This window comes from Candidatus Eisenbacteria bacterium (assembly GCA_020847735.1).
In the GTDB taxonomy this organism is placed as follows: domain Bacteria; phylum Eisenbacteria; class RBG-16-71-46; order RBG-16-71-46; family RBG-16-71-46; genus CAIXRL01.
The window spans coordinates 135,848-148,694 of sequence record JADLBL010000020.1 but is presented as its reverse complement, the minus strand read 5'-3'; the positions used below and the strand labels follow the sequence as shown (position 1 = coordinate 148,694).

Sequence of the window (12,847 nt, the reverse complement as noted above, 5' to 3'; positions counted from 1 at the left end):
CGCGCTCCGGCCAGTGTCAAGACTCGATCGCGCACCACGGCCGTCGAAGCCTGCGAACGCCCGCGGCCCTGGGCCGTTCGCACCGGACCGCGGCGAGGATCTTCCAGGCCGGACTCAGGTTCGCGTCGCCGCGCCCTGCAGTCGCTGCTCGAGGGCCTGCAACTCGTCCTTCAGGCCCTGCGGCAGGCGGGTACCGAACTTCTCGTAGTGCGCGCGGACCGCGGCCAGCTGCTGCGTCCAGCCCTCGACATCCACCCGCAGCAGTTCCTCGAGCGCCGCCGCCGGAACGTCCAGCCCGCTCACGTCGAGCGCGTCCTTCGCGGGCAGCCGGCCGATGGGGGTCTCGACCGCCTTCGCCGATCCGTGGACGCGTTCGAACACCCACTTGAGCACCCGGCTGTTCTCGCCGTAGCCGGGCCACAGGAAGCGGCCGCCGGCGTCCTTGCGGAACCAGTTGACGTAGAAGATCCGCGGCAGCTTCGCGGCGTCGCCCCGGGCGCCCACCGCGAGCCAGTGCGCGAAGTAGTCGCCCATGTGGTAGCCGCAGAACGGCAGCATGGCGAACGGATCGAAGCGCAGCGCCCCGACCGCGCCGGCGGCGGCGGCGGTCGTCTCGCTGCTCATGATCGAACCGAGGAACGTGCCGTGCTGCCAGGACAGCGCCTCGTTGACGAGCGGCATGACCGTGGCGCGCCGGCCACCGAACAGGATCGCCGAAATCGGCACGCCCCGCGGATCCTCCCACTCCTTCGCGATGACCGGGCACTGCGAGGCCGGCACGCAGAAACGGGCATTGGGGTGCGACGACTTGCGGCGGCTCGCGGGCGTCCACGGGCGGCGCAGCCAGTCCGTGAGCTTCGCCGGCGCGGTGTCGGTCATCTCCTCCCACCACACGTCGCCGTCCGGGGTCAGCGCGCAGTTGGTGAAGATCGCGTGCCTGCCGAGCGTCCGCATGGCGTTCGGATTGCTCTTCATGCTGGTGCCCGGCGCGACGCCGAAGAACCCGGCCTCCGGGTTGATGGCGTACAGCCGACCGTCGTCGCCGAACTTCATCCACGCGATGTCGTCGCCGACCGTCTCGACCTTCCAGCCCGGCAGGGTCGGCGTGAGCATCGCGAGGTTGGTCTTGCCGCAGGCGGACGGGAAAGCCGCCGCCACGAACGCGGTCCTGCCCTCGGGGTTCGTGAGCTTGAGGATCAGCATGTGCTCGGCGAGCCAGCCCTCGTCGCGGGCCTGCACCGAGGCGACGCGCAGCGCGTGGCACTTCTTGCCGAGCAGCGCGTTGCCGCCGTAGCCCGAACCGTAGGAAATGATCTCGCGCGTCTCCGGAAAGTGGCAGATGTACTTCGACTTCGCGTTGCAGGGCCACGGCGAATCCGGTTGATTCTCGGTCAGCGGGGCGCCGACCGAATGCAGGCAGCGGACGAACTCGCCTTCGCCGAGCGCCTCGAGCACCTTCGTGCCGACGCGGGCCATGATGTGCATGCTGGCCACGACGTAGGGCGAATCGGTCAGCTCGACGCCGATGCGGGCGATCGGGGAGCCGATCGGTCCCATGCTGTACGGGATCACGAACATCGTCCGGCCCTTCATGCAGCCGGCGAAGAGCGCGGCGAGCTTCCTGCGCATCTCCCCGGGCTCGCTCCAGTTGTTCGTCGGGCCCGCGTCGTCCTTCGTCTTCGAGCAGATGAAGGTGAACTCCTCGACGCGCGCGACGTCGGCGGGATCGGAGCGCACGAAGATGCTGTCGGGCCGCAGCGACTCCGAGATCCGGATCGCGCTGCCCGAGTGCTCCATCACGCGCAGCATCTCCCGATACTCCGCGTCCGAACCGTCACACCACACCACGTCGTCCGGCTGGCAGAGCGCCGCCGCTTCCTTCACCCAGGCTTCCAACGGCCTGTTCATCGCGAAAACCACCTTTCCTGGCGTGATCAGAAACCCGGCGGGTGGGTACGGCGCCCCGCGCGGTCGAATCGTCACCGGCTGAATAGCGCGGGAATCTAAACACCGCGCTCGCGCACCCGCAACACACCGCCCCGCGCACGGCCCGTGTCCGTTTCGTGCCCGGAGCGCGCATGGGTGATACTGCGTCGCTTCCCCATCCCCACGAGCTGGCTCCGGAGATCCGATGCGATCCGACTGGCAGCGCCTGCTTTCCCCCGAACGACCCGGCGCCGCCGCGGGTCTCGAGAGCGGCGCGCGCTCGCCCTTCCAGCGCGACTACGACCGCATCCTGTTCAGCGGGTCCTTCCGGCGCCTGGCGGACAAGACCCAGGTCTTTCCCCTGCCCTACGACGATCACGTCCACTCGCGGCTCACGCACAGCCTCGAGGTGGCGTCCATCGGGCGCTCGCTCGGCACGCTCGTCGGCACGCGCGCCCTCGCGGGGACGGCCGTGCGCGAGGGCGGCCCCGAGCCGCGCGATCTCGGCGATTGCGTGGCCGCCGCCTGCCTGGCGCACGACCTCGGCAACCCGCCGTTCGGGCACGTCGGCGAGGACGCGATCCGCGAGTTCTTCGACCGCGAACGCCCCTTCTGGAACGAACTCACCGAGCGCCAGCGCCGCGACCTCCTCGCCTTCGAGGGCAACGCGCAGACGCTCCGCATCGTCACCCGACTCGAGCGCCCCTCGAGCCCGGGAGGCCTGCAGCTGACGGCCGCCACGCTCGGCGCGCTCGTCAAGTACCCGTGCTCGTCGCTCGCGGCCGATCGCGGCTCACCCGAGCGTGGCGCGAAGAAGCCCGGGATCTTCGACGGCGACGTCGGGGCCTGGGAGGCCGTCGCGCGAACGCTCGGGCTCGAGCGCCGCGAGGCCGAACGCTGGATGCGGCATCCGCTGGCGCTGCTCACCGAGGCCGCGGACGACATCGCCTACCTGCTGCTCGATCTCGAGGACGGGCTGCGCCTGCGGCACGTGCCCGACGATCTGTTCGTGCGCTGCCTCGAGCCGCTGTGCGCCGACGATCCGCGCTGCCCCTCGCTCGGGAGCCTGCCGGACTACGCGGAGCGGATGGAGCGGGCCGACCTGATGCGCGCGATCGCGATCCACACCCTGGTCCGCGACGCGGCCGACGCGTTCCTCGGATCGCACGAGGGGATCCTCGAGGGTTCGTTCGCCGCGGCGCTGGAGTCGGTCATGCGGCATCGCGAGACGCTCCGCACGATCCAGCAGGTCTGCCTCGAGCGCTGCTACCGGGCACGCGACGTCCTCAAGATGGAGCTCGCCGGCGCCGAGGCGATCCAGGGACTGCTCTCGATCCTGACCGCGGCGCACCAGGACCCGGGCTCGCTGCGCGGCCAGCACCTGCGCCGACTGTACCCGCGGCTCTTCCAGTCGGCTCCCGCCTACGAACGGCTGCTCCGCCTGACCGATCACGTCTCGGGCATGACGGATCACTACGCCGTGCGCCTGTACCGCGAGCTTCGCGGCATGCGCTACCCCGGCGGACGCGACTGAGCGGAGCGGCTCCCGCGAATCTTCCTCCATGCCGCAGGCGCTCCGCCGAAGCGCAGGCGGATCGTGCCCCGGGGCGAAGACGCCGCCATCCCGTGCGCGCGGAAGTGGCACCCGGCGCGGGACAGCGCGCGGTTCCGCTCAAGTCCCGCCGGGCCTTCGGCCGATAAAGTCGCGGGGCCGGGACTTCGGACGGACCCGTCAACCGGAGATGGAGACTTGCGGAACTCGCGTCGTATCGACCCGGCGCGGGACCCTGCGCTCGCCGCCGCGCCGAGATCCCGCGCCTGCCAGCAACGCCCGACCGCCGTCCTGCTTCGCGGCGGTGTCTCGGCGTTGCTCGCGGCCGCCGCGCTCCTGCTGGCGGCTCCGGTCGCCGGCGCGGTGGGGATCAACGAGACCAAGTCCGAAATGCTCTGGAACATCGCCAAGTTCGTGCAGTGGCCCGAGGCGTCGCTCGCGAACTCGAAGGGTCAGATCGTGTTCACCATCCTGGGCGAGGACGATCTGGCGGCCGAACTCGCCAACCTGCTCAGCGCCAAGACCATCAACGGCAAGCCGGTGTTCGTGCGCTTCGTCCGCAGGGCCCAGGACGCCCGCGGCAGCCAGATCCTCTACGTCGCGTCGTCCGAACTGCAGCACATGGACGCGGTGCTGATGGAGGTCGCCGGCGCGCCGGTCCTGACGGTCGCCGACACGCCCGCGTTCGCGGCGCACGGCGGCATGGTCGGGTTCGCTCCCGACTCCGGCAAGGTTCGATTCGAGATCAACGTCGGCCACGCGGAGCGAAGCGGCCTGCGCATCAGCGCCAAGCTGCTCGCGCTCGCGCGCGTCGTGGACGCCGGCGACTAGGAGACCCGATGCGGTTCCTGCACGACCTCTCGATCCGTCACAAGCTGACCCTGATCACGATGCTGACCAGCGTGGTGGTTCTGCTGCTGGCCTGCAGCGCGTTCCTCGGCTACGAGCTGTTCACCTTCCGGCGCACGATGGAGCGCGACCTGTCCATCCTCGGCGAGGTCATCGGCAACAACAGCACCGCCGCCCTGACCTTCGACGACGCCAGCGCCGCCCGCGACGCCCTGTCGGCGCTGCGCGCGCAGCGCCACGTGATCTCGGCGTGCATGTACCGCGCGTCTGGGGTGCCGTTCGCGAACTATCGCCGCGAGCCCGGAGCCGGCATCCAGTGGCCGGCGCGGGCCGAAGTCGCCGCCGCCGGGATGCACCAGGACTGGCTGGCCGTGGTTCAGCCCGTGCTGCTGGATGGCGAGCGCATCGGCACCGTCTACATCCGCTCCGACCTGCTCGAGATGCACGCCCGCATCCGTCGCTACGCGATGATCGTGGGCTGGGTCCTGCTCGCCGCCTCGCTCGTCGCGCTCGCGCTCGCCTCGCGGCTGCAGCGCATGATCTCGCGGCCGCTGCTGCACCTGGCCGCGGTCACGCGCCGGGTCACCGAGAAGCGCGACTACGGCATGCGCGCCGTCTCGGAGGGTCGTGACGAGGTCGGACAGCTGATCGACGGCTTCAACGGCATGCTCGGGCAGATCCAGGCGCGGGACCTGCAGCTGCAGGAACACCAGGAGCACCTCGAGTCCGAAGTGCAGGCCCGCACCTCCGAACTGGTGAACGCCAACGCCGACCTGACCGCGGCCCGCGACCGGGCCGAGGAGGCCAGCCGCGCCAAGAGCGAGTTCCTGGCGAACATGAGCCACGAGATCCGGACGCCGCTCAACGGCGTCATCGGGATGACCGAGCTCACGCTCGATACGGACCTCAGCAGCGAGCAGCGCGACTACCTTCAGACGGCGCGGGCGTCCGCCGACACGCTGCTGTCGGTCATCAACGACATCCTCGACTTCTCCAAGATCGAGGCCGGCCGCCTGGATCTCGACTCGACCGGCTTCGACCTGCGAAGCGAGGTGGACACCGCCCTGCGGACGGTCGCGCTGCGCGCGCACCAGAAGGGACTCGAGCTCGTCTGCGACGTGCGTCCCGAGGTGGCCGAGGGCGTCATCGGCGATCCGATCCGGCTCAAGCAGGTGCTGGTGAACCTCGTCAGCAACGCCATCAAGTTCACCGAGCGTGGCGAGATCGTCGTTCGCGCCGAGGAGCAGGAACGCTCCGGCGAGGAATCGGTGACGCTGCACGTCTCGGTGAGCGACACCGGCATCGGGATCGAGGCCGGCAAGCTCGAGACCATCTTCGAGGCCTTCACCCAGGCCGACAACTCCACGACCCGCAAGTACGGCGGCACCGGGCTCGGGCTGACGATCTGCAAGCGGCTGGTCGAGATGATGGGTGGACGGCTGTGGGTCGAGAGCCTGCACGGCCGCGGCACGACGTTCCACTTCACCGTCCAGCTGGGTCTGCAGCCCGCGGCGCCGCGCTCGCAGACGCTGTCGCGCGAAATGCTGCGTTCGCTGCGCGCGATGATCGTGGACGACAACGCCACGAACCGGCGCATCCTTTCGGAGCAGCTGGGCGCGCTCGGGCTGCGCGTCACGGCGGTGAATGGCGCCCAGGCGGCGCTCACCGAGCTGTGGCGGGCGAAGGCCGAGGACTCCCCCTTCGCGCTCATCATCATGGACTACCACATGCCGGAGATGGACGGGCTGCAGCTCGCCGAGCGCATCAAGGACCTGCCCGGCGTGGCCGGCTCGACGATCATGATGCTCACCTCGGGGGGCCAGAGCGGAGACGCGGCGCGCAGCCGCGAGCTCGGCATGGCCGCCTACCTGACCAAGCCGATTTCGCAGAAGCAGCTGTACCAGGTCGTCGCGCAGGTGCTCGGCGCGAAGGCGGCGACCCCCGAAAGCAGCGCGCCGACACCCCAGAAGGACGCCACGGACATGAACCCCATCGCTTCCGGGTCCTCGCCGAAGACCTCGCCCCTGCGGGTGCTGCTCGCCGAGGACAACTTCGTCAACCAGAAGCTGGCCGTGACCATGCTGCAGAAGCGGGGGCACGAGGTCACGGTCGCGAACGACGGACTCGAGGCGCTCGACGCGCTCGCCCGCGCCTCGTTCGACGTCGTCCTCATGGACGTCCACATGCCGCGCATGGGCGGCTTCGAGGCGACGGCGAAGATCCGCGAGCGCGAGCGCGCGACCGGCGGAAGACTCCCCGTCGTCGCCCTCACCGCGCTGGCCATGACCGGCGACCGTGAGAAGTGCCTGCAGTCCGGCATGGACGCCTACGTCTCGAAGCCCATCAACGCGAGCGAGCTGTTCGGGACGCTCAACCGCCTGTTCCCGAATCGCGCGGGCTCGGCCACGCCCGTGACCCCCGCCGTGCGGCCCCACGCGCCGGAGGCCGAGGTCCTCGATCGCGCGCGCCTGAGCCAGAACATGGAAGGCGACGAGGACGTGATCCAGGACATCCTCTCGACTTTCCTGCGCGATCAGCCGGCGCAGGAGCGCGAGATCAGCCAGGCGCTCCAGCAGGGGGACGCGACCACGCTGGCGCGCGCCGCGCACACGTTCAAGGGACTGCTCCTGACGCTCGCCGCGCAGCCCGCGGCCGACGCGGCTCTGCGCCTCGAGATGCACGCGCGCGGCGGCCAGCTCGCCGACGCCCAGGTGGCGTGGCGCGAGATGCAGGTTCAGCTCGCCCGGCTGCAGCCGGTGCTGCGCGGGCTGGTGAACCGGGCGGCCTGAGCGGCCCCCCTGCCGGCACGGCGGGAGGCGCAGGACTCACCCGACGGGGGCGCCGGCGACGGCGCCCCCGTCGCGCCTGCGGGCGGGTCGCGGCGCGCAGCGGCGAGCGGCGGACGAATCGCGCCGGCCGGGTGCGGGACCGGCCGCCCGCGTGCGGCCGCTTGCAGGCCCCGCGAGGCGACCTCTATGGTGCCGCCCGCCGCGCCCTGCCCCCCCCGGCGCCCGAGGCGCCAGGACCGGACAGCATCCAGCCTCCCGGAGGACCCCATGCGCATCCCGCACGCCGCCCTCGTGGCGCTCGCCGCCATCGCCGTCGCTTCGCCCGCGTTCGCCCAGGCGACGCTCTCACTTCCGGCCCCGAGTCCCGGCGCGAGCGTCAGCCAGACCATCGGGACCACCGAGTTCTCGCTCAAGTACTCGCGTCCCGGCGTCAAGGGCCGCGTCATCTGGGGCGGCCTCGTGCCCTACGGCCAGCCGTGGCGTACCGGCGCGAACGAGGCCACTACGCTCACGATCGCCGATGACGTGAAGGTCGAGGGCCAGCCGCTGCCGGCGGGCAGTTACGCCATCGTCACCGTGCCGGGCCCGGACAGCTGGGTGGTCGCTTTCAGCCGTCAGAAGAACCTGTGGCGCGGGACCACCTACGACCCCAAGGAGGACGCGCTCCGCGTCACCGTGAAGCCGCAGTCCGCGGAGGCGGTCGAATGGATGCAGTTCACCTTCGACATCGCCTCGCCCTCCGAGACCGATCTCGCGCTTCGCTGGGAGAAGCTGCGCGTGCCGGTGCGGATCTCGGTGGACGTGACCGCGAAGGTGCTCAAGGACTGCCGTGCCGCCGTCGCGGCCGCGACCGCCGACGACTGGCGCACGCCCTACCGCGCCGCGAACTGGTGCCTCGACAACGCGCAGGCTCCGGAAGAGGCGGCGGCGTGGAGCACGAAGGCCCTCGGCCTTAAGGAGAACTTCCAGACGCTCTCGCTGGCCGCGCGCCTGCAGGCGAAGTCGGGCCGCACGAAGGAGGCCATCGCGCAGATGACGAAGGCCGTCGCGCTGGGCAAGGCGGACAAGGATCTCGTGCCGGCGCAGATCGAGCCGATGGAGAAGCTGCTCGCGGAGTGGTCGGGCAAGACCGGGAAGTAAACGGTTCGGTTTTCCGCGTTCCGGCCGCGGCGCCTCCCGGCGCCGCGGCCGGACGCCTTTCGAGGCCTCAGGCCGCCGGCTTCGCCCGCCAGTCGGGCACCAGCGCGGCGAGCAGCGCGGCCACGGCGAGCGTGACCAGGCAGCCGACGACGTTGAACCACAGCCAGAACACCAGATCGAGCTTCCAGCACACGAGCACGACCGCCTCGGCGGCGAGCGCCGCCGCGAACACCGCCGGTCCGCCCGCGCGACGCACCAGGAACGCGCACAGGAAGATGCCGAGGATGGTGCCGTAGAACAGCGACCCGAGCTGATTCACCGTCTCGACGAGCGAGCCGGAGCGGCCCGCGAACTGCGCGAACAGGCTCGCGAAGGCGATCCAGAAGACGTTCACCGCCCGCGTCCAGCCGAGAAGTTTCGCCTCGTCCCGCGGCGCCCCCGGCACGCGGCGCACCACGTCCACGATCGTGGTCGAGGTGAGCGCGTGGATTTCGGAGGAGGACGAGTTCATCGCCGCCGCGAACACCGCCGCCAGCACGAGTCCGACCACGCCCGCGGGCAGGCTCGCGAGCACGAAGCGCAGGAAGACGTAGTTGGTGTCGTTCGTGTTCGCCGCGGGGTCGGTCGCGCGCAGCACCGAGAGCGCCGAGTCGCGCACGTTTCCGGTGCGCGCGAGCGCCTCCCGGACCTCCTTCTCGGCCGCCGTCACGGCGACCGCCTCCCCCGCCCGCCGGGCGGCGATCCAGCCCCGCAGCGCGGAGGCCCGCTCCCGCCCGATCGCCTCGTGCCTCGCCTCGAGCTCGCGCCATTCCCCGCGGTGCGGGCCCGCCGCCGCCTTCGCCGCACCCGAGGGATCGAAGAACAACGGGGTGCGCTCGAACTGGAAGACCACGAACACCAGCACGCCCAGCAGCAGGATGAAGAACTGCATCGGCACCTTGAGCAGGCCGTTCACGAGCAGGCCCAGGCGCGCCTGCGCCGTCGAGCGCGCCGCGAGGTAGCGCCCGACCTGCGACTGGTCGGTGCCGAAGTAGGACAGCTGAAGGAACAGCCCGCCCACCAGCCCCGCCCACAGGTTGTAGCGGCCGCGCGGATCGAACTGCGGGTCCACCGCGTTCAGCTTTCCGAGATGGCCGGCGACCGACAGGGCGTCCGTCATGCCGACGCCCGCCGGCAGCTGCCGCAGCGCCAGCGCGAAGGCGAGCGCCATCGCGCCCATGATGATGGTGAACTGCAGCGCGTGCGCCTGGGCGATCGCCTTCGATCCGCCCAGCGTCGTGACGCCGACGATCAGCACGCCGAGCAGCAGGCACGTCCAGCGCAGCTCCCAGCCGAGCACGACCGACAGCACGATCGCGGGCGCGAGCAGCGTGATGCCGGCCGCCAGCCCGCGCTGCAGCAGGAACAGTCCGGCGGCCAGGCTTCGCACGTTTCCGTCGAAACGCCGCTCGAGGAACTCGTAGGCCGTCGCGACCCGCATCCGCTGGAAGACCGGCACGGCGGTGAGGCAGAGCAGGACCATCGCGAGCGGCAGCCCGAAGTAGAACTGCACGAACGACAGTCCGCCCGCGTATCCCTGCCCGGGCGTCGCCAGGAAGGTCACCGCGCTCGCCTGCGTCGCCATCACCGACAACGCGACGACCGGCCAGCGAACGCTTCGCCCCGCGACCAGGTACGCGGGCAGGTCGCGGGTCGCGCGCGAACGCCACAGGCCGTAGAGCACGAACGCCGCGAGGGTTCCCGCGAGCACCACGACGTCGAGCGGCCTCATCGGAACGCCAGGGTCAGCCAGGCGAGCAGAGCGATCTCGATCACGAGCGCCGCGATCACGATCGCGTACAGCGTGCCCCAGCGACCGCCGAGCGGAGGACGCTCGCGGTCCGCCCGGACGTCCTCGCTCACGGCCGGGCGCTCACCAGGTTCGCGAACAACCGCCAGGCTCCGGGCACGCCGGCCGGCAACTGCCGGAACATCGCGTAGGCGCAGTACACGAACACGCCCCGCCCGTGCCGTGCGTAGAGCAGGCCGCCTTCGCGGTCCGGTTCGCCGGGGTCGTGGCAGGAGAGCACCCGCTCGTAGCGCGGGTCGGCCGGGTTCGCGAAATAGAGCCCGCGTTCCTGCACCCAGCCGGCGAAGTCGGCGGGGCCGATCGCGTTCGGCCGCGTGAGCAGCGGATGCGAAGCGGCGAGCACCCGGACCCCGGCCGTTTCGTCGGTCACGCGGTCGCGCGAAATCGTGAACGGATAAGGCCCGAGCGCGGGCGGCAGGCCGTCGGCCGTGGTGTTGTATTGCACGACCAGCGTGCCGCCGGCGGCGACCCAGTCGAGCAACCGCGGCTGCGCCGCGCCCAGCCGCGGCCGGGTGTTGTACGCGCGCACGCCGGTCACGATCGCGTCGAAGCGCGACAGGTCTCCACCCTCGAGGTCGTCGTCGCTGAGCGGCACGACCTCGTAGCCGAGCTGGCTCAGCGCGTCGGGAATCGCGTCGCCCGATCCGGCGACGTAGCCCACGCGCGCGCCCGCGTGACGGATGTCGGCGCGCACCAGCCGCGCGGTCGCGGGCGGGTAGAGCGAGGTCGGCGGGATGTGCGGATGGTCGATCCGCACCTCCTGGTGGGACCATCGCCGCCCGCCGACGGTGAGGACCGCCGACAGATCGGCGGCTTCGGGCCCCGCGCCCGGGGTGACGGTGAACCGCACGTGCGTCTCGTCGCCGCTCCCGCGCAGGGCCACGTCGGCCGTCGGCGGCGAGCAGGTCCAGCCCGCCGGCAGCGTGAGCGAGACGCGCCCGGCGACGCCGTCGCGCTGAGCGCGGACCCGCACGCCGATCGGTCTCGGCGCGCGATCGGGGAACAGGTAGACCGCGTGGTCCAGATTCAGGGTCGCCGGCGGCGCGATTTCCAGCGCCCGCCAGCGTTCGCCCTGAACCGGGTCCGCCCAGCGATACGCGACCGGGAGATCGAAACGGAACTCGCCGGCGGAGGTGGCCAGTTCGAGCGATGCCGCCAGCGCCGGTGCGTCCTCGGGCCGGCCGATGTCGGCGGGATCGTCCACCACGAAGCGGCCGCGCACGGGTTCGCGGCGCAGCCAGTAGGGTTGAGTCGGAAGCGCTGAGGCGGGCACGGCCACGGTCAGCGTCTCGGCGTAGTCGGTGCCGACGCCGGCCGCGCGTCCGCTCGCGCCCCCGCACGTGAGCCGGCGCACCGACAGGTCGAGGCCGCGGCGGTTCACGATCGAGACCACGACGCGCACCGAGTCGCCGGGCGTGACGGCCGGCTCGAGCGCGATGGCCTCGGCCCACAGCCCCGAGCAGGAGCGGATGAGCGCCTCCAGCTCGGCGCGCCTGGCCGCCAGCAGGGCGGGGCGCACGGGCGGCGCGGAGGCGAGCGCCCGGCGGACCTCGAACAGCCTCGGCAGCAGCGCCTCGGGCCTCGACGGGTCGAACTCGCCCGCGGCGAGCGCGAGGAGGGAGTCGGCGCGCACGCCCGCCGGCCCGAAGGCCCGCCACGTCAGGTCCACGCCGGCGAGCGGATCCGCCACGGCCGCGTCTCCGAGTCGCGGCGCCAGGTAGTTCGGCAGCGCCCCGTGGCGCTCGGCGACGCCGAAGCCCTGGCTCTTGTGGTTGCTGCGGCTCACCGCGGCGATCTCGCCCCAGGAGCGCCCGAGCAGGGGCTCGAAGCCGCCCGCGTCCACCCGCAGCCACGAGGAGTCCACCCGCGTGCTTCCGCGGACGAACGCGTTCCAGTACAGGCGCCGCACGCGCCACGGCGCGCCGCACTGCGGAAAGCGGGCCGGGTCCGCGGCCGCAGCGAAAGCCTCCTCGGCGAGAATCGCCGAGGCCGTGTGATGCCCGTGGCCGCCACTGCCGTCGGTCGGGAAGCGGGTGATCACGACGTCGGGCTGCCAGTGGCGGATCGCGCGCACGACGTCGGCGAGGATCGAATCGTGTCCCCAGAACTCGAAGGTTTCCGCGGGGCTCTTCGAGTAGCCGAAATCCACCGCGCGCGTGAACAGTTGCTCGGCCCCGTCCACGGTACGCGCCGCCAGCAGCTCCTGGGTGCGGATCACGCCGAGCTCGCTGCCCAGTTCCGGCCCGATCAGGTTCTGGCCGCCGTCGCCGCGCGTCATGGACAGGTACGCGGTCCGCACCTTGAGGCCGCGGGCCAGCCACGCGAGCAGGGCCGTGTTCTCGTCGTCCGGGTGGGCCGCCACGTACAGGACGGAACCGGTGACGCGCAGCCGCTCGAGCGCGAGGCGCGTCTCCCCCGCGTCGAGCACGTCGGCCGGCCGGGGGCCGGCATCCGCGGTTCGAGACGGAACGGAGAGGCCGAGGACGAGCAGCGGAAGAACGGCGGCGAGCGCGAGACGACGGTGGAAGCGTCGGGCCATGGCGGGGGCGACTCCGGCGAGGGATGCGGGGCCCGCGCAGGCGGGCCGACGGTCGTGGCCCACCGTAGCACGGCACGCGGCCGCCCGGCCCTGCCGGGTGACCAGCGCCCGGGAACGCGCCCCCGAACGCCCGGCGTCCGCAGGCGCAGGCCCGGGCGCGCCCGGGGCTGGGTGGGTTCACCCCGTGCAAAACGACCTCAAGG

General features: G+C 71.8%; 6 protein-coding genes and 1 pseudogene. 4 read left to right on the top strand and 3 right to left on the bottom strand.

Annotated elements, in window-relative coordinates; translation table 11 throughout:
• Positions 1-114: 114 nt before the first annotated feature.
• Positions 115-1,908, bottom strand: coding sequence for a phosphoenolpyruvate carboxykinase (GTP) (locus IT347_09435; GenBank protein MCC6349796.1), 1,794 nt, complete (start codon positions 1,906-1,908; stop codon positions 115-117).
• Positions 1,909-2,131: 223 nt separating this feature from the next.
• Here IT347_09435 and dgt point away from each other — a divergent pair, with 223 nt between their 5' ends.
• The 4 genes and pseudogenes from dgt (at position 2,132) to IT347_09415 (ending at position 7,809) form a co-directional block, all read left to right on the top strand.
• The gene (dgt, locus tag IT347_09430) at positions 2,132-3,460 is read left to right on the top strand and encodes a dNTP triphosphohydrolase (GenBank protein MCC6349795.1); all 1,329 of its coding nucleotides are present in this window, start codon (positions 2,132-2,134) and stop codon (positions 3,458-3,460) included.
• A gap of 216 nt (positions 3,461-3,676) precedes the next feature.
• Positions 3,677-4,309, top strand: a complete 633-nt coding sequence (locus IT347_09425; protein ID MCC6349794.1) for a YfiR family protein — start codon at positions 3,677-3,679, stop codon at positions 4,307-4,309.
• Positions 4,310-4,317: 8 nt separating this feature from the next.
• Positions 4,318-7,116, top strand: coding sequence for a response regulator (locus IT347_09420; GenBank protein ID MCC6349793.1), 2,799 nt, complete (start codon positions 4,318-4,320; stop codon positions 7,114-7,116).
• A 267-nt stretch (positions 7,117-7,383) separates the two neighbouring features.
• A pseudogene (locus IT347_09415) lies at positions 7,384-7,809 on the top strand (DUF2911 domain-containing protein).
• A 514-nt stretch (positions 7,810-8,323) separates the two neighbouring features.
• Here the strand turns inward: IT347_09415 and IT347_09410 are convergent.
• Entirely contained in the window at positions 8,324-10,027 is a 1,704-nt protein-coding gene (locus IT347_09410; GenBank protein MCC6349792.1) for a sodium:solute symporter, read from the bottom strand.
• A 127-nt stretch (positions 10,028-10,154) separates the two neighbouring features.
• Entirely contained in the window at positions 10,155-12,644 is a 2,490-nt protein-coding gene (locus IT347_09405) for a PIG-L family deacetylase (protein MCC6349791.1), read from the bottom strand.
• Positions 12,645-12,847: the final 203 nt, after the last annotated feature.